This is a genomic window from Tessaracoccus sp., assembly GCF_016714275.1.
GTDB lineage: Bacteria > Actinomycetota > Actinomycetes > Propionibacteriales > Propionibacteriaceae > Arachnia.
In genome coordinates, this window is record NZ_JADJNP010000003.1 from 113,993 (window position 1) to 131,131 (window position 17,139).

Annotated in this window: 19 protein-coding genes and 1 tRNA gene; 8 read left to right on the forward strand and 12 right to left on the reverse strand. The window is 67.8% G+C overall.

Annotated features, from left to right (window positions below):
- Positions 1 to 77: 77 nt before the first annotated feature.
- The 3 genes from IPJ61_RS13760 to IPJ61_RS13770 all read right to left on the reverse strand — a co-directional run bounded on the left by IPJ61_RS13760 (position 78) and on the right by IPJ61_RS13770 (position 3,534).
- Positions 78 to 1,874 carry a sigma-70 family RNA polymerase sigma factor gene (locus tag IPJ61_RS13760; RefSeq protein WP_297108544.1) on the reverse strand — a complete coding sequence of 599 codons (1,797 nt, stop codon included), beginning with the start codon at positions 1,872 to 1,874 and terminating at the stop codon, positions 78 to 80.
- 1 nt (position 1,875) lies between these two features.
- Entirely contained in the window at positions 1,876 to 2,163 is a 288-nt protein-coding gene (locus IPJ61_RS13765) for a hypothetical protein (RefSeq protein WP_297108547.1), read from the reverse strand.
- 1,140 nt (positions 2,164 to 3,303) lie between these two features.
- The gene (locus IPJ61_RS13770) at positions 3,304 to 3,534 is read right to left on the reverse strand and encodes a MerR family transcriptional regulator (RefSeq protein ID WP_297108551.1); all 231 of its coding nucleotides are present in this window, start codon (positions 3,532 to 3,534) and stop codon (positions 3,304 to 3,306) included.
- A 508-nt stretch (positions 3,535 to 4,042) separates the two neighbouring features.
- Between IPJ61_RS13770 and IPJ61_RS13775 the strand changes: the two genes are divergently transcribed.
- Positions 4,043 to 4,900, forward strand: a complete 858-nt coding sequence (locus IPJ61_RS13775) for a hypothetical protein (RefSeq protein WP_297108554.1) — start codon at positions 4,043 to 4,045, stop codon at positions 4,898 to 4,900.
- Positions 4,901 to 4,999: 99 nt separating this feature from the next.
- Here IPJ61_RS13775 and IPJ61_RS13780 read toward each other — a convergent pair whose 3' ends face one another.
- A complete protein-coding gene (locus IPJ61_RS13780) occupies positions 5,000 to 6,202 on the reverse strand; it encodes a tyrosine-type recombinase/integrase (RefSeq protein ID WP_297108556.1) in 1,203 nt (400 codons plus the stop codon).
- Between the two features lie 147 nt (positions 6,203 to 6,349).
- Positions 6,350 to 6,422, reverse strand: a tRNA-Ala gene (locus IPJ61_RS13785).
- A 213-nt stretch (positions 6,423 to 6,635) separates the two neighbouring features.
- On the opposite strand from IPJ61_RS13785, the gene IPJ61_RS13790 reads away from it, so the two are divergent.
- The 3 genes from IPJ61_RS13790 (at position 6,636) to IPJ61_RS13800 (ending at position 8,495) form a co-directional block, all read left to right on the forward strand.
- The gene (locus tag IPJ61_RS13790; protein WP_297108559.1) at positions 6,636 to 6,947 is read left to right on the forward strand and encodes a DUF2853 family protein; all 312 of its coding nucleotides are present in this window, start codon (positions 6,636 to 6,638) and stop codon (positions 6,945 to 6,947) included.
- A 33-nt stretch (positions 6,948 to 6,980) separates the two neighbouring features.
- A complete protein-coding gene (gene lgt / locus IPJ61_RS13795) occupies positions 6,981 to 7,976 on the forward strand; it encodes a prolipoprotein diacylglyceryl transferase (protein ID WP_297108562.1) in 996 nt (331 codons plus the stop codon).
- Between the two features lie 87 nt (positions 7,977 to 8,063).
- Entirely contained in the window at positions 8,064 to 8,495 is a 432-nt protein-coding gene (locus IPJ61_RS13800) for a thiol-disulfide oxidoreductase DCC family protein (protein WP_297108565.1), read from the forward strand.
- Between the two features lie 65 nt (positions 8,496 to 8,560).
- Here IPJ61_RS13800 and IPJ61_RS13805 read toward each other — a convergent pair whose 3' ends face one another.
- On the reverse strand, positions 8,561 to 8,902 hold the full coding sequence (locus IPJ61_RS13805; protein WP_297108568.1) for an MGMT family protein: 342 nt from the start codon (positions 8,900 to 8,902) through the stop codon (positions 8,561 to 8,563).
- Positions 8,886 to 9,626, reverse strand: a complete 741-nt coding sequence (locus IPJ61_RS13810; protein WP_297108571.1) for an SIR2 family NAD-dependent protein deacylase — start codon at positions 9,624 to 9,626, stop codon at positions 8,886 to 8,888. The genes IPJ61_RS13805 and IPJ61_RS13810 overlap by 17 nt, the downstream gene beginning before the upstream one ends.
- Before the next feature lie 60 nt (positions 9,627 to 9,686).
- Between IPJ61_RS13810 and IPJ61_RS13815 the strand changes: the two genes are divergently transcribed.
- The 3 genes from IPJ61_RS13815 to IPJ61_RS13825 are packed head-to-tail and all read left to right on the forward strand — an operon-like array spanning position 9,687 to position 12,493.
- A complete protein-coding gene (locus IPJ61_RS13815; protein WP_297108574.1) occupies positions 9,687 to 9,977 on the forward strand; it encodes a FeoA family protein in 291 nt (96 codons plus the stop codon).
- Positions 9,978 to 10,007: 30 nt separating this feature from the next.
- On the forward strand, positions 10,008 to 11,942 hold the full coding sequence (gene feoB, locus IPJ61_RS13820) for a ferrous iron transporter B (RefSeq protein WP_297108577.1): 1,935 nt from the start codon (positions 10,008 to 10,010) through the stop codon (positions 11,940 to 11,942).
- The gene (locus tag IPJ61_RS13825) at positions 11,939 to 12,493 is read left to right on the forward strand and encodes a NifU family protein (protein ID WP_297108580.1); all 555 of its coding nucleotides are present in this window, start codon (positions 11,939 to 11,941) and stop codon (positions 12,491 to 12,493) included. Before feoB ends, IPJ61_RS13825 begins: the two co-directional genes overlap by 4 nt.
- Positions 12,494 to 12,516: 23 nt before the next feature.
- Here IPJ61_RS13825 and IPJ61_RS13830 read toward each other — a convergent pair whose 3' ends face one another.
- The 5 genes from IPJ61_RS13830 to IPJ61_RS13850 form a co-directional block, all read right to left on the reverse strand.
- Entirely contained in the window at positions 12,517 to 13,416 is a 900-nt protein-coding gene (locus tag IPJ61_RS13830; protein ID WP_297108582.1) for a sensor histidine kinase, read from the reverse strand.
- The gene (locus tag IPJ61_RS13835) at positions 13,417 to 13,905 is read right to left on the reverse strand and encodes a hypothetical protein (protein ID WP_297108585.1); all 489 of its coding nucleotides are present in this window, start codon (positions 13,903 to 13,905) and stop codon (positions 13,417 to 13,419) included.
- Positions 13,872 to 14,216 (reverse strand): hypothetical protein, encoded by a 345-nt coding sequence (locus IPJ61_RS13840; protein ID WP_297108588.1) that lies wholly within the window; start codon positions 14,214 to 14,216, stop codon positions 13,872 to 13,874. Before IPJ61_RS13840 ends, IPJ61_RS13835 begins: the two co-directional genes overlap by 34 nt.
- Positions 14,213 to 14,827: a LuxR C-terminal-related transcriptional regulator gene (locus IPJ61_RS13845; RefSeq protein ID WP_297108592.1), complete on the reverse strand. Its 615-nt coding sequence runs from the start codon at positions 14,825 to 14,827 to the stop codon at positions 14,213 to 14,215. The genes IPJ61_RS13840 and IPJ61_RS13845 overlap by 4 nt, the downstream gene beginning before the upstream one ends.
- Positions 14,828 to 14,923: 96 nt before the next feature.
- On the reverse strand, positions 14,924 to 16,123 hold the full coding sequence (locus IPJ61_RS13850) for a YibE/F family protein (protein ID WP_297108595.1): 1,200 nt from the start codon (positions 16,121 to 16,123) through the stop codon (positions 14,924 to 14,926).
- A gap of 100 nt (positions 16,124 to 16,223) precedes the next feature.
- Here IPJ61_RS13850 and IPJ61_RS13855 point away from each other — a divergent pair, with 100 nt between their 5' ends.
- The gene (locus tag IPJ61_RS13855; RefSeq protein ID WP_297108598.1) at positions 16,224 to 17,120 is read left to right on the forward strand and encodes a rhomboid family intramembrane serine protease; all 897 of its coding nucleotides are present in this window, start codon (positions 16,224 to 16,226) and stop codon (positions 17,118 to 17,120) included.
- Positions 17,121 to 17,139 lie beyond the last annotated feature (19 nt).

The following is a 17,139-nucleotide window of genomic DNA, read 5'->3' on the forward strand; positions in this document are numbered from 1 at the left end:
AGGATCCGACCCGGCCCGTGAAACCGGCGTCTGCACCCCGTGGTCCACAAGGCACGGCGTCCAAGAGTTGGCAGGAGTCAAACACACGAGGGGGTCACCGCCGCGACCCCTGTCGGAGGTGTCCGCCGCTCGGGACCGGGCGTCCTCGGCGCGGCGGGTGAATCGCACCGCAACGCGATCGCCAACTGACGAAGCCCAGCAGTGCCGGCGCCGTTCTCGTCTTGCGCGAGGCGCTGCAACCGCTCCACAGCCTTCCCGACCCGTCTCCATGCAGTGCTCCTATGGACGCCCAGCTGCTCGGCCACAGCATCCAACGACTGCTCATCCCGGCCACGTTCCCCCAGTCGGGCGGCCACCGCCTCACGCAGCGTGGGCTCGACCAACCCCAAGAGACGCTGGGCCCGGTCCCGCTCCGTGGCGGCCACCGCCGCCTCCTCCGGTGACGTGGCCACGGAACCAAACACACGCTCCGGCAAGTGCTCCGGCACGCTGTGCTCCCCCACTGTGTCGGTGGCGTCCTCACGTCTCTTGGCCCAGAGCCTGATCTCATCGACGTACTGGAACCGCGCCATGGCATAGGCGTAGGTTCCCCACGCGGACTTCTGAGGATCCCACTTGGCTGCAGCCTCCAGGACCCGCACCATGGCGTTCTGGCGGAAGTCATCACGGTAGACGGAGTGCACCTTCCCGGCCCAGAACGCGACGGTCGGCATCGCTGCCTCCGCCAATGCGGTCTTGGCGGCCGTCCCGACCTCCACCAAACGGATCAGCTCCTCGTCCGAGGCGTCGCCGGTCGCGCGACGGGCTTCCGGAACCCCAGCCTGGGCAGCAGCGGCCACCACTCCAGCGTCCCGCAGGCGGGCCAGCTCCTCCAAGGCCTCATGGTCCTTCGGGCCAGCCACATCAACCCCCAGCACCACACTCGACCTCGACTCAGGTGACACCCGAGGAACCGACGGCGGGGACAACGGCTCCGACACCACCACCGAATCGGATCGATCCGTCACCTCGATGCCGTTGGCCGGCGGTGTGGGTGCGGTTGCTTGGAAGGTGGTGGCGACGTCGGTCTTCGGCTCGAGATCCAGAGCTGTTCGGACCAGGTCAGAGGCTCCATGGAACTCGTGCGGGGTCACCGCCAAAGCTCCGACGAGGTTCGCGCCGAACCCCGTGCGCATCAAGCCGTCCAAGATGTCGTGATCGGGGGCGTCTCTGAAGACCAGCTGCAGCGCGACCGTTGCGCGGCCTAGGTCGTCCAGCGCTGTGGCGCGCTTGGGGACCATCGTCCGCCAGGTCGTGTAGGCCTCGTCCCACGCAGCACTACTGGCAGCAACCGACGCCACGAGCCGTTCCTGCCCGACCCCATCCACCAGCTCATGGCCGCGCAACAAGGCGGCACCGCGGCGCAACAAGGCCTGCTGCGTCCGGGCCACCGTCAACGCCGACTCCGGCGACATGGACGCCGCCTCCCGGCTCACCGCCAGACCCCACCCCCGCAGCGCAGACTCCACAGGTCCACGCTGGGTCGCCGGCTCCAGCAACTCGCGCTCCACACCGGCAAGCAGGAGCCGCTCCGGCTGGGTAGCTGATCGCGTCGCGGCCCGCGTGGCCTGCAACGTCGCCAGCCGCGCCAAACGATGATCGCCCGCACTCACGCGCTCAGCTCCACCCGTGGGCGGGGTGACGTTGAACGGTGGCTGCCAGTCCTCGTTGGTGAAGCTGAGCAGCGGCGCGAGGCTGGCTGCGCGCCGAACCACCGCGTCCCGGCCAGCCAGGGCCCGGTCGAACTGCGCCATCAGCTCAGCCCAAGCGCCAGTCGAGATGCCCTCGTGGACCAGCCCGGCCGCGCGGACCGCCGCTTCATGGAGCCCGACCATGTCACACGCCCAAGTCGTGGACGAGATCGGAAACCAGCATCACCAGTAGGTGGCCGGTCGTCGACAGCTCCGCAGGATCCCACCCCTTGGTGCGCTCAGCGGCCTGCGCGACACACTCCCGCACAGTCGCCGGCACCACGATCGACGACTCAGGTTCCCCGGCGGCACCATCAGCCGCCAGCAGCATCCCGGCCGTCAGGTCCAGCAGCAGCCCCTCAAGCGACTCATCATGCGCCGCGAGATCAGCTGCCTGATCCAGTAGTACGTACACCTCATGGGCATCAGGCATAGACATGTGTCCTCGTTTCATCGCAGGGCCTGTTGAGACAGGTATCGGCGCGAATCGACGAGATATCTCGCTATCCACAGGAGGAATGCCCTGCCTCTGGCCTAAGAACCCGGACGGAATCGACCCGCAGCGAAGCAAGCTCCGTCCGCCCAAATCTGGGGAGGCAGTGCCTAGCAGGGCACGCTGGAACCAGCCGTGATGCTGAGCTACTGAGGCGCGGGCGGATCCAGCGGGTGCGGGGCACCCTGATGAGTAACGGGCCTACCGGCGGGGGAACCGCTCAGACATGTCACTTGGGCTCATGCCGATGACTCGTGCGATGGCGTTCGAGGGCACCCGGTCGCCCTGGAGTCTCCGCACGAGTTCTGGGAGATCGTCTGGGTCGCAGGTACTGAGCAGCCCCGCTTCTTCAGCGGTCAGGGGTCGACGTTTGGGGACTGGTGGTTGCTTCGTGGCGTCACGAGCCTCAGCGCAGGGGATGCACCAGCGCCTGTTGCGCTCCACCGGGGTCCCACAGCCGCGGCAGGGGCGCCTTCTATGCCGACGCTCGACTCCATCTGGCGGCAGTGCGAGCGAGACACGCTCCAGACCATGCTTGGCGCGGTACTCGGCGATGGACATCCCATGGGCTTTCTTCACGTGCGCTGGCACGGAAATGAGGCGTTCCCCGCACTCATGGCATGCGACGCCATATGTGTCGATGTCGGCAAGACCGTAGCGACCATGGCCACTGGGATCGCCAGTCACCATGTCACTGACCAGGGGTAGCCCGCCACCGGATTCGAATCGCTTCTGATGACGCCAGCAGAGCCGCTCACCCGGCAGCGCGTCATCAGGGCAACGCGCGCCGATGCAGGTGGTCATAGGGGCAATCTACCCAGTTGGCCCGTCCACTAAGGGGTTCGCTGATCGAGGAAGCGGCCGTTCTGCATGTTGCGTAAATACGCGCTCCACAGCCGCAGAAGGGGTGATTCGTGTGGCCACCGGCCGCAGAATTTGTCACCAATTTGTCACCGTTTGGGAGGGAAAAAAGTAAAACCCCTAGTCAACTAGGGGTTTTGTTGGTGGGCCTAGCTGGACTTGAACCAACCGGGGCCCGACTCCCACACCTGCTTGTGGGGACCATCCGCAATGGCAGCCTCAGCTGGCAAGCGACTTGAGCCCGCCGGCGCTTGCGAGGACGAGCTCATCCAGCTCATCGAGGTCCACCATCACCCGGCGACCCATCCGATACCGGATCAGAGATCCATCGCTGAAGCGACGGGTCAGAGTCTTCGGATGAACGCTGATGTACTCCGCCGCCTCTTTCAGAGACGCCCATCGCCGAGCACTGGCGAGACGTGTGGGGGCCGACCTGGCGTTGCTGCTCATTGGTCTTCCTTTCGATCGGTTCTCTCTCTAGTTCCTGTGGACTGGGGTGTACGACATCGCCGGTTCTTCAGGGGAAGCCTCCCCTCCCCAACGCACAACACAAGTGGGACAGCGCACCAATGGGCGGTCCTGGGCGAGGACGGCTAGTCGTCTCTCGAGCGACAGCCTCCCATCGGGACCCGCTGCGAGTTCGAGATCCTGCCGGTACAGGACGAGGCTGTGTGCGCCACCGCAAAGAGGGCACTCCACACGGAGCCACTGAAGCAGATCCCCGGCCGCGCGAGTGAGACTCGCTTCAAGAGGGCCGCTATCCCTATGTGCGTGGCTGACCTCAGGTCGGCGCGCTGTGTAGGAGTTCCGCATGTCTATAGAACCCCCACTTGGCCAGCTAACGCGACAACAAGAATTCCGAGTGACGTACGACCAGGCGCCCTAATGTAGTGAGACGACCAGGTCTCAGCCGGACCGGCAGGGCAAGGCCGGACCGCACAGAAAGGGAGTACGCACCATGCGAACCACATTCAGACTGACCGCGGCCACCGCCGCGCTCGCCCTCGCCTTCACGCTCTCCGCATGCTCGGAGAAGGAGGTGGACGCGGGCTACCCGACCACGCCTGCAACGCCCACGGCAACGTCCGCGGAGCCGACCGGCGTGATCAACCAGCCGACCGGGACGGGAACGAACACCGCCGAGCCGTCCGAGACGGCCCCGTCGGCGACGACCACCGCCCCGGAAACCTTCCCCATCCTTGACGGCAAGAACGTCAACGTGGACGAGAAGGCAGCCGACGAGTTCTCCGCCGCGGAGATCACCGAGGGCACCCTGTGGACGGTCGAAACCGTCAAGAAGCTCCTGGTGGACGAGTCGCGCTCTCACGAGGCGAACTCGCGCACGAAGGAGTACACGGTCGACGACTTCCGCTACGTCACCCAGTACTCGCACGCCGACGTGGCGAACAAGATCGGGAACTGGGCCCTGCCGCAGTGGAGGGCCGACAACCCCGACGGCCTCATGTACCTGTACCAGATCACGCTCACCGCGCCGCGTGACAACCTCACCCCGCGTGAGCCGCTGTTCGTGCCGGTCAAGCTGATCGAGGACGTGGAAGTGTCCGCTGGCCCGCAGACCAGCGACGGTCTGCAGACCCTCGCGGTCACGCTCGTCACGCAGACCCGTTCCCGGTTCACCGACTCCAACCAGGACGGTGCCCCGGTCACCGGGCCGCTGAAGCGCGACGTGACCTACCACGTCGTCCGCAACCCCGACCGTGAGTCCGAGCACCCGTGGCTGCTCGCGGACTGGGACGGCACGTTCGAGTTCGGGAACATCGGCATCGACCCGAACCCGGACAAGACCGACGAGTAACACCCGCACCGCGTCTCCCTACAGCCCCACGCAAGTTTCCGACCGGGACCGTCAAGGGGGGTGTGGCAGCGCAGCAATAGTCCAGGGGGTCTCGCCACGTCATGCGATGTTTACCTGGAGGCCCTTGAGAGCCTCGTCCTGCTTGGGACCCACGCTCTCGACACGCCGGGGGAAGACTCGGCTGTAAACCTCGAGCGCCATGCGGGAGTCGCTCCAGCCCAGGAGGAGCATGACTTCGGCAATCGAGTACCCCTCGCCAAACAACCAGGCTGCATACGACGCCCTAAGGTCATGCAAGGTGATGTGGTCCTCCTTCGGAACTGGGAGGCCCTTTCGCCACAGACGCCGCCGTACAGCCTCCGGTGTCCGAAGCCCCATGTTGGCCAAGGCTCGATTGTGTCGGCGGTCTGCTTCGGCTGGCCCCATCGGCTTGCCATTCGCCACGGTGAAGACCAGCTCATGAGGGTCCCGTGGATGCACCCGAAGGTGCTCTTGAAGAATGCCTTCGAGAGTTGAGGACATAGGCAGTGATCGGATCCCTGCCGAGGTCTTTGGAACCTTCAGTCCCACACGGTAGGAGTCGCCCTCCCGTCCGTACTCGACAGCTTGCCGGACCAGAATCCTCCGCTTCTCGAAATCGAGATCCATCCGTCGCAAGCCCCTCACCTCGCCCGATCTGAGCCCGCCTAACGCCACGGTGGCCAGCATGGCGACATGGTGTGGCTCGGCGGCCTCCAGATAGCGGCGTACGTCACCTAGGTCGAAGACGTGACGCTGCTCCATTGGCTTGGTCTTGCGCGGGATGCTCACGCCAGTGGCGGGGTTCTTCTCGATCCATCCCCAGTGACTAGCCTTGGTCAGCAGTTCGTTGAACAGTGCCAACGTCGATCGGTCACGCCGCCGCTCGGCGCCAAGCGGACCCTTGCGCCACTGCCAGACCTCATCGTGAGTGATGGTCTTGATATTGCGCTCAGCCCCCCAGTGGGGGACGATCCGGAGACGCCAATCCTGCTCGTAAGCCGTCTTCGTTGAGAGAGCCAGAGGGCGGGGGCGCTGCGTCAGGAATCGTTCGTAGACTTCCTGAAGGGTGAGGAGTTGGGGTCGTCTTGCTTCTACTTCCTCAGGCGAGAGCCACTCCCCACGCTCGATAGCGATCTGCTGGAGTCGCAACCAGTGTTCGGCGTCGCCCTTGTGGGTGAAGGTGATGGGTGCTGCAACTCTCCGAGCCGAGTCGTGGGGGTGTACGAACGAGGCACGATAGCGCTGGCTGGGCAATCGCTTGACTGATCCGAATCGTCTCATGACGTGAGTAACCCGGGCAGAATCCGGCTACGGCGTTCCACGAACGTTCCATGAAACGGTCCTTTGGTGTCCCTTTGAGGGCACTCAAGTCCAATGTGAAACAAGCAAACTCCCTAGTCAAAGGCGTTTGACTAGGGACTTCTGCTGTGGAGCATAGGGGACTCGAACCCCTAACTTCCACCTTGCAAAGGTGGCACTCTACCAATTGAGTTAATGCCCCGAGACGTCGGGAAGTATACGGCAGTCGGCGCGCTGCGCCACTTCGCGGCGGGCGATGTCGTGCGCTTCTGGGCGGTTCGGGCGGGTGATCGTCGCAGCATCTTGCCCTTGGGGTCTCCCCAAGGGATGGTTCCTTGCTCAATAATGGGGACGTTCGGGGAACGACCGCGCGGCGACGGTGTCGCAGGCGTCCCGCGAGAGAACAGGAGCCCCGATGGACTACGTGGCAGATATCAAGAAGTACACCGACTCGGTCGACGAGGACGTCGTCGCCGCGATGGAGAAGACCTACCGACTGGTGCTGAGCAAGGCCGACTCCGCGGTCGTCGCCTACGGCGATCCGGCCGAGCTCGAGACGCTCAAGAAGAACTTCCTGATCAAGAAGCTCGGCCTGTCCGACGCCGACGGCCTCGACGACGCCATCGCCGCCGTGGGCGAGAAGATGAAGGGCGTCAGCCGCAAGAACCGCCTGACGGTGTACTACCTGCTCGCCCAGCAGTTGGGGAAGCTCGACGCGCTGAGATAGGTCCGCATTGGTCGGGCGTGACAAGCTTGGGGCGTGACGACCCTGGTGCTGACCTTTCCGGACTTCGATCCGGTCGCCATCAACCTGTTCGGGTTGAAGATCCACTGGTACGCCATCATGTACCTGATCGCGTTCGCGCTCGCGTACGTGTTGATGCGCCGTCGGCTGCGCCACGAGCCCTACCGCTCGATCACCACGCCCGAGCCGTGGACTGCGGTCGACGTCGAGGACATCCTGTTGTCGGCCATCGTCGGCGTGCTGGTGGGCGGCCGCCTCGGCTACTGCCTCTTCTACAACCCGGCGCACTACTTCGCGAACCCGCTCGACATCATCAGGATCTGGGATGGCGGCATGAGCTTCCACGGCGGGGCGATCGGCGTCACGCTGGGCCTCGCCTGGGTGGCGTGGAAGAAGAAGCGCCCGTTCCTGCAGGTCTCCGACTTCCTCGTGCCCGCCGCGCCCATCGGGCTCGCCGCGGGCCGTTTCGGCAACTTCATCAACGGCGAACTGTGGGGTCGAGAGGCGCCGGCCGACCTGCCCTGGGCCATGATCTTCCCCACAGGCGGCGACGTCCCGCGCCACCCCTCGCAGCTGTACCAGATGCTGCTGGAGGGCGTCCTACTCTTTGTTCTGCTGTGGCTGTACGCCCGCAAGCCACGGTTCCGCGGCCAGGCCACGGGATTCTTCCTCGCCGGCTACGGCACCTTCCGGTTCGCCGCGGAGTTCTGGCGCGAGCCCGACGCCAACCTCGGCCTCCTCGGCATGGGGCTGAGCATGGGCCAGTGGCTGTCGGTACCGATGGTCCTCGCGGGCCTCACGATCTGGATCATCGCCCGAGCGCGCGCTGTGAGCGACGTGGAAGACGCTGTGGATAACGTCGGGGATAACGACGGCTTGTCGTTGCAGGGCGAAGGGTCGACGACGGAGGCTCAAGTCGGCGCTGACAAGGACCCGGGCCTGACCGACGGCGGTTCTGGCGTGGGCAGCGAACCCGATTCCGAGACCGACTCACCCGCTGCGGAAAAGTGATCCCCAAGATGTCCACAAGGCTGTGAGTAACCTCTTGCCGGAGGATCTAGTTCGTATGCGTAGTAGCGATTGACTAGGGAATATGCGATGAGTAGTCGGTGGAGCAAGCGTGTGGATAACTCGGTGGATGCTGTGCGGCACCCACCCCTGCTCGTCCTCTACGACGCCGACTGTGGGTTCTGTACCACATCGTCGCGAGCCATGACTACCCGGTGGTTCCGCGCCGACGCGGACCCGCGATCATTTCAGTCGGTGGATCTCGATGCGCTGGGCCTGTCTGTGGATAAGTGTGCGGATAAGCTGCATGTTCTCGACGGCACAAGGGTGTTTGCCGGAGCGGCCGCCCTCGCGGCGGTCCTTCGTCGCTCCCGCATCCCCTGGCCGGCGGTCGGTTGGCTCATGACACTGCCCGGTGTCCGGGCTCTCGCGGAGTGGATCTACGGGCTCGTCGCCCGGAACCGGCATCGGCTCCCGGGCGGCACAGCCGCCTGCGAGATGCCTCCGCGCGACGGTTCCTGAGCTGGTTCCGAGCAGAAACCTGCGGGGGTTGCGTCAGCGGTGCCATACGTACAGCCCACGCAGATTTATGTAGGGGCCGAGGCTGCGAGGGAGATGAGGTCCGCGCGGGCGGCGGACATCCGGCAGCTGTCGCCGTCGGGTCGCAACGGGGTCAACTCCTCAACCCAATGGCGCTGGGCCTCCGCGACGAGGTGCGACGGCATGCGCCCGGCCGCGTTGGTGACGCGCCACCAGGGCACGGCCGATCCGCGCGCGGCCATGATCGCGCCGACCCGGCGCGGCGACGAGCCGACCAGCTCGGCGATGTCGCCGTAGCTCACCACCCGCCCGGGCGGGACCGACTCGACGACCCGCAGCACCCGCTCGACCGTGTCCTCGACGATCCCGCCGCTACTCAACCTCGACACCGAGCACTCCCGGGAGCACGTCATCGAGCTGGCCGCGCACGACGTCATCGGCCACGCGGTCGAAGGCCGTCTCGGAGGCGTTGACGATCACGCCCCGCGCCCCGTGCTCCAAGGCCAGCGGGAAGAGGCCCGCGACGGGGTAGACACCGAGCGTGGTGCCGACGGCGACGATCGCGTCACAGTCCTCGACCGCCGTCACCGCGGCCTCAAGGACGTCGACGTCGAGGACCTCCTCGAACAGGATCACGGTGGCCCGGGTGATGCCGCCGCAGTGCGGGCAGCGCGGGTCCTCCTCGCCGGCGCGCACCCGCGCGACCATCTCCTCCATCGGCCCCGTACGCCCGCACCGCTCGCACCGCCACGTGCGCATGGAGCCGTGGACCTCGCGCACCAGATCAGGGCTCGACCCCGCCAACTGGTGCAGGCCGTCCGTGTTTTGGGTCACCACCGCCCGCAGCCGACCCTGCTGCTCCAGCTCTGCGATCGCCCGGTGCGCCCGCGTGGGCCGGGCCGCCCACGCGGCGGGATCGGCCCGACGGCGCCAGGCGGCCTTACGTACATCCTCGTCGCGGAGGTACCAGGACAGCGTCGAGACGAGCTCCGCGTACGGGTCGCGGGTCCATAGGCCTTCGGGTCCGCGGAAGTCGGGGATGCCCGCCGCCGTCGACAGCCCGGCGCCGCTGAGGACGACGATCCGCTCGGCGTCGTGGAGTGAGGTTGCCATGTCTTTACGTTAGGAGACCCCCGCGAAAATGCCGAGTTAGGTGAGTGTTACCTTGGCGCCATGATGCTCCATGAACGTTTTTCCTCGCGGAGGTGCCCGACGGCGCAGGCGTTGGAGGCGCGCGGGAACCGGACGCTGGACACGCTGCCGAAGGGGGAGTCGTCGACCATCATCGGGTTCGACGGCGACGACGTCGTCTCCCGCCGACTGTGCGACCTCGGGTTCGCGCCGGGGGAGTCCATCGTGCGGCTGCGCCGGGCGCCGTTGGGCGGGCCGGTGATGTTCCGCGTCGGTGGGGTTGAGATCGTGCTGCGCTCCGCCGAGGCACGTCGCGTCGTCGTCGCAGCCTGACAAGCGCGGAAACACCGGAGAGGCAGACAGATGAGCCACCATCACCACCACGGCGGGGGCGCCGCGGTCGTCGACGCGGGAGCAGCCCGCATCGCGCTGGTCGGCAGCCCGAACGCGGGCAAGACCACCTTGTTCAACGGCTTGACGGGACTGCGCGCCAAGACCGGCAACTACCCCGGCGTCACGGTGGCCCGCTACGAGGGCACCGCGCATACGCCGACGGGGACCATCGTCGTCGAGGACCTCCCCGGAACCTACTCCCTCGACCCGATCAGCCCCGACGAGGAGATCGTCGCGCAGGTCCTCGACCAGGCGGACGAACTGGCCGGCGTCCTGGTCGTCGTCGACGCCACGCACCTCAAGCGGGGGCTCGGGCTCGTCGCGCAGGTTCAGCAGGCCGGCCTGCCGATGGCGGTCGTGCTGACGTTCGTCGACGAACTCCTGCGGCGCGGCGGTCGCGTCGATCCCGAGGCCCTCGGCCGTTCCCTGGGCCTCAAGGTCCTGCCGGTCGTCGCGGGCGAGCGCCGCGGTGTCGAAGCTCTGCAGGCGCTCATGGCCGACCCCGCCTCATGGCCGTCCCCGCCAGTCGCCCCGCCGACGGAGATCGAGGACGTCGCCGCATGGTCGGGATCGATCCTGGCGTCGGCGCGGTACAAGGCCCCGAGCCCGGACTCGAAGACGGGAAAGCTCGACGGCATCCTGCTCCACCCGGTCTGGGGCACGCTCGTCTTCTTCGCGACCATGTTCGCGTTCTTCCAGGTCATCTTCGTCGTCGCCGCGCCTGCGCAGGAGTGGGTCGAGGGCGTCTTCGCGTGGCTGGGTGAGATCGCCCGCGCCAGCATCCCCGTCGGCTGGTTGGCGAGCTTCGTGGCCGACGCCCTGCTCGGCGGCGTCGGCGGCGTGCTGGTCTTCCTGCCGCAGATCGGCCTGCTTTTCGTGCTGATCTCGCTGCTCGAAGGCAGCGGTTACCTGTCACGCGCCGCGTACCTGATGGACCGGGTCATGTCGACGGCGGGCCTCGAGGGTCGCGCGTTCGTCGCGCTGCTGAGCTCCGTCGCTTGCGCCATCCCCGGCATCATGGCCACCCGCACGCTGCCGTCGGCGCGCGACCGGCTCGCCACCATGATGGCAGCGCCGCTCATGACGTGCTCCGCGCGGCTGCCCGTGTACGTGTTGCTGATCGGAATGCTCATCCCGAGCGACCTCCGCTGGGGCATCATCAGCGCGCAGGGCCTTGTCATGTTCGGGTTGTACCTGCTGGGTGCCGCGTCCGCGATGGCGTCGGCGTGGTTCTTCTCGCGCGTGCTCGGCCGTTCCCGGACCCAGCTGCCGTTCTACATGGAGATGCCCAGCTACCGGCTGCCTCGCGTCAAGGGCGTGCTGATCTCCGTCTGGGACGCCTGCCTCGCGTTCCTCAAGAAGGTCACCTCGATCATCCTGTTGACGACGGTGGTGCTCTGGACGCTGCTGAACCTGCCGCTGCGCGGCGACGCCGAATTGGCCGCGGCGGGCATCGACCCCACCGACGACGTGGCCGTCACCGCCTTCGTGCTCGACAACTCCGCCGCGGCAGCCGTCGGCCGCACCGTCGCCCCCGTTTTCGACCCTCTGGGCTTCGACTGGCGGGTGAACGTCGGCGTGATCTCCTCGCTCGCCGCGCGTGAGGTGTTCGTGTCGACCCTCGGTCAGATGGCGGCCGCCGCCGACCCGGAGGATCCCGCCGAGGCGCTCGCCGCCATGACGCATGGCCCCGGTCCCCACGAGGGCCAGCCCGTGTTCACCCCGCCGACGATCGCGGCCTTGATGGTCTTCTTCGTCTATGCGCTGCAGTGCATGTCGACGCTGGGTGTGATGCGCCGCGAGACCGGAACCTGGAAGTGGCCGCTGATCGCGTTCGGGTACATGAGCGTCGTCGCCTGGGTGGCGGCGTTCCTCGCCCACACGGTTGTGTCGGCGCTGTTGTGAGGCGCTCGATCCACCCGCAGGCCGGGCCCGACGAAGCGGTCCGCTGGGTGACCGATGTCGCACTGCCCGTCGGCCGAGTGGTTGCCGCGCCGGGGACACTGGGTCCGCTCCTGGACTATGACGTGCTGACAAGGGTTTTCGTCGAACCGGGCGGTGTGTGGACCTGGCTCGCGCCCGGCCTCTCCTGGACGGACCACGGTCCTCGCATTCGCGACGCCGTGTCGGCCGCCGTCGATCTCGATGGGTGGCGGATCGATGAGGACGACGACCTGCTTGCGCTGATCGCCCGAGACGTCGTCGACGGCGAGCTCGCGGGATACATTTCCTCACACGGGGGCGTCATCACCGTTGAGTCGGCGGCCGACGGCGTGCTCACCCTCGACTTCGGCGGCGCGTGCACGGACTGCCCCGCCGCGGGCTCGACGCTGCACGACCGGATCGAGTCCGCGGTGCGCGAGCGTTACCCCGCGCTGGTCGCCGTGCAGCAGAGGCCGAGGCAGGCGTCGCGCCCGCACGGCTGGATCGGTGTCCTCCAGCGCCACGTTCCCTAGGCTGGACGAACCCACGAAATGCCCTAGGACGCCACCAACTGTTCGCTCAGCGGCAGCCGGGCCTGCAGCTGCGTGCCGTCGGCCGTGGGCAGCCGGAGCCACGAGAGGGTGAGTTCGTCGAACAGGCGGGTGCCGAACCCGGGGGCCGTGTCGGCTCCGATGGGCGCACCGACGTTGTGCACGGTCAGGAGCACCTCGCGGCCGCGGAGGGCGGCATGCACGCGGACGAGGGTGGCATCGCCGTGCTTGACCGCGTTCGAGCAGGCCTCGCGCACCAGCTCGTTGAAGCTCGAGCGGGTGGCAGGGTGTCGCGCGAGGCTCTCGCGGACGCCGTCGTCGAAGCTCCACTCCACCTCGGCGATGCCCTGCCACAGGCAGGCGATCTGGGTCAGCACGTCGTCGGTGTCCGCGACGGTGAGGTCGTCGTCGGGGAGCTGCTCCAGCGAGGCGCGGATCGATGCGCGCAGCTCGGCCATCAGCTCGGCCGAGCGTTCGTCGGAGTCGAGTGCGCCGCGGATCCGGAACGCCGCGGCGCTGAGCGCGTCCTGCACCGGGCCGTGCAGGAACCGGGCCAGCGCGCGCATCTCCGCCCGGAGCCGCACGTTCACCCGCACGCGTTCCTCGTGCAGGGCCTCCTCGGCGTCGTGCAGCCGATCATCCAGCACCCGCAGGCTCGTGAGCAGCGAGATGAACGCCGAGTAGACCGTGGCGCCGATGACGCCCATCGCGCCCATCAGGACGGCCCGCTGACCGAGGTGTTCGGCGAAGAGCGGCGAGAGCGGCGCGCTCAGCAGAGCGACGCCCGCGCCGGCGGCGAACGAGACGATGGTGAAGATGGGTGCCCTCGTGCCCCAGGGGCAGCGGGGGATGGGTAGGTCGGCCAGGGCCCGGGCCGCCCGCGCGACGATGTAGGTGATGACCAACTACAGCACCAGGAACCGCAGCCCGAGGTCCGGCCCCCAGAGGATCGGGGCGTGGACGAGCGTGGGGAAGCCGAACAGCAGCGTGTAGCCCAGCGGGCGGATCGAGCTGCGGGTGAAGAGGCCGTCCACCACGGAGCGCCAACCCACGGGCACGGCGACGGCCCGGGGGAGGGCGATGGCGCGGCTGCCCGGTTCTACGAGCCCTCGACTGAAGGGCCGCACGACGTCCTCGATCAAGACCCGCACACGCTGCAGCGCGTCCGGCCCGGCCTCGCCGTCCAGCTCGCGCAGCCGGACGACGATCGTGGCTCTGGCCTGGTCGACCACGCGCTGCCGCTCGTCCGCGATCAGCCCGGCCTGCGCGTCGCGCAGCTCCCGGAAGGAACGCTGCACCAGGTCGAGCTGCTCGAGCCCGCGCGCGTAGTCCCGCGCCGTCGATACGGCCAAGGCCACGATCAGCCCGACGCCGGTGGTGGGGATGGACGACACGAGCCGGTACCGCCCGCGCGGATCACCAGCGAGACGGCGAAGGCGGACAGCACCAGCCAGGGCCGGTACGCCGCGGGGATTCGGCTCGCGAGAGTCGAGTCGAAGATCACCCATCGCACACCCACCAGGAACGCCATCATCACGGTGCATGCGGCGAGGACGGCAAGGGTCAGCGGGAGGAACGTCTGCCCGCTGAGGAAGACTCCGGAGCTGTAGATGCCGAACAGGAACGAGCTGCAGTAGACCAGGGCGACCGTGAACCAGGAGATGGCGTCGCGGCTGCCGACCCGGCGCAGCAGCTCGGCCGTCACAGGATCTCCTCGCCGGAGCGCCGCGGCAGGCCGCCAGCCTCCATGTACAGTCGTGCGGCTTCGACGCGCGGCACCAGGCCGTCGCTCTGCACCAGCCCGAGTTTGCGGAAGACGGCACTGACGGCCTGCTCGGCCCCCGACATCGTCACTCTGCGGCGCTTGGCGATCTCCGCGTTCGACAGCCCGAGCGCGATCAACCGCAGCACCTCGCGCTGGGACGCCGACAGCTCGGCCACCGGGTGATCGGAATCGAGGTCGAGCCGGACGCCGTCGCCGCCCCGCCGAAGGGCCTCGTCGATGGCGTCCAGCAGGGCCTGGGGCTCGCTGATCAGGCTCTTCCTGATGAAGCCGACGCCGGGTGGCAGCCGCTCCTTCGCCAGGGCCGACGACTGCGCGGTCAGCATCACGCACACCAACTCCGAGCGGGTGCGGCCGAACGCATGGATGAGGTCGACGCCGCTCGGGCCATCGCCGAGATCCATGTCGATGAGCGCGGCGTCGGGGTCGAACTCGTCGGCGAGCTGCCGTGCTGCGGCGGCGCTCCCCTGCGTGAGCCGTCGCGAAACCCTCCGCCGCGAGCGTGTGGCAGAGCAGGCCCGCGACGAAGACATCGTCTTCCACGACCAGCACGCGACGCTCCATCATCGCCGCCCATTCTCTCAGAGGAGCGGCGCGATCCCATAGCCCGGCCGTGGCGCGCCCTGCGGCTATGCGGCCGCCCCTTCCTGCTCGCGGTGGGGCCTCGGCGGGCCGACGGTGAGGGCCGCGATCCCCGTCGTGATCGGAACCGCGAGGATCAGGCCGATCGCGGAGGCTAGCGTCCGCACAGCCTCGCCGCCGAACAGCTCGTTGCCCAGCAGAGCGAGGGGCTGCCGCGTCGTGAAGTGCAGCAACAGCAATACGGTGAGCGCCGCGCCGGCGTAGGCGAAGACGATGGTGTAGATCGTCGACGCGATGTGGTCGCGGCCGATCCGCATCCCCGCCGCGAACACCTTTGCCCGGGACCAGTCCGGCGCGGCGGCCCGCAGCTCCCACACCGCCGACGCCTGCGTGATCGTCACGTCGTTCAGCACGCCCAAGCCGCCGACGATGATGCCCACCATCAGCAGGTCCTGGAAGTTGACGGCCGGGGCGAGTTGGGCGAGGTCGTACTCGTTCTCGTCCGCGAACCCCGAAAGGCGAGCGGCCCCGACGGCGAGCGCGCCGAGGCCTGTCGTCACCGCCAGCCCGAGGAGCGTTCCCGCGAGCGCGGCCGACGTGCGCAGCGATATCCCATGCGCCACGTAGAGAACGATGAACATGATCACCGTCGACCCCGCGAGCGCCACCGGCATTCCCGGCTTCCCGACGATGATCGCCGGCAACATGAAGCTCATCAGCACCCAGGCCGCGATGCCCAAGCCGACGAGCGCGAACAGGCCCTTCCAGCGCGCGACGGCGATCACGGCGACGACGAAGAATCCCACGAGCACGCCGATCACCGGCAGCCGGTTCACGCCGCTGAACGAGTAGTAGAGGACACCGTCCGCGCTGAGCCGCATCACCTCGATGGAGTCGCCCGCGCGCAGCCCGCTGTACACCGTGCCGCCGGTGAGCGCCACGTCCTGCGGCTGCCCCGCCTCCGGTCCGCTGTCCGGGACGGCCACCGCCGTCAGGCACGCCGCGCCCGCATACTCCTCGCAACCGTCGCGCACCGACTCGATGGTCGCGCTGACGTAGGTGACGCCGTCGGGATCCTGGATCTTGTGGATCGCCCCCTCGACCTCGGCCCCCGTCGGCCACAGCCAGATCAGACCCGCGACGGCGAGAACGCCGACGACCGCGAGGAAGCCGATGAGGAGGGTGCGGGCGCGCTGACCCACCTCCACGACGGCATGATCGCCCGTGTGCGAGTGTCCGTGACCCATAGGGCCAACCTACCGGGGCGGGGCTTATTGGTTTCGATACGATCCCGGCGCTTCGCGCGGGGGACCGGCTCAACCAGCGGAAGGGGATATCCTCGCGGGCATGGACGACGCCGCGCCCGCCTGTTACCGCCACCCCGACCGTGCAACGCGGATCTTCTGCCAGCGGTGTGATCGGCCCATCTGCCCGGAGTGCATGGTGCCCGGCTCCGTCGGGTTCCAGTGCCCGGCGTGCGTCACGCAGGGGTTCAGGGAGACGCGGCAGTTCGACCTCCCGTACGGCGGGAAGCGCTCGGCGGATCCGCGGATCACGTCGTTCGTGCTGATCGGCCTCAACGCGGCGGTCTGGGTGATGCTGCAGATCGCGGGGATGAGCGACCGGCTCATCGACACGCTCGCGCTGTCGCCGGCGAATCGCTGCGAGACATTGCCCAACGGGGGCTTCTGGCCGGACAAGGGCGTCTGTCTTGAGAAGGGGCTTGATTGGGGGTTCGGCCTTGCCAGCGAGCCGTGGCAGATCATCACCAACGGCTTCACGCACCTCTCCCCGATGCATCTCGGCTTCAACATGCTCGTGCTATACATGCTCGGGCCGAGCCTCGAGTCCATCTTCGGCCGGGCGCGATTCCTGGCGGTGTACCTCGTCGCGCTCCTCGGCGCGTCCGCCGCCGTCGTGCTGTTCAGCGAGCCGTTCACCCAGACGCTCGGCGCCTCGGGCGCGATCTACGGCATGATCGGCGCGGTCCTCCTCGTCGCGCTGAAGCACAGGGGCAACGTGCGCAGCATCCTGATCTGGCTGGGCCTGAACATCGCGCTCACGTTCTTCTGGCCGAACGTGAGCTGGCAGGGGCACCTGGGTGGATTTGTCGGCGGGCTCGCCGTCGCCGCCGTCCTGATGTACGCGCCGAAGGGCAACCGGGCGGTGCAGTGGGGCCTGGTCACCGCGCTGGCGGTGGCCTTCGTCGCCGTCTCCTTCGCGCGGGCACTCCAGCTGACCTGATCGCCTGCCTACGATGGCA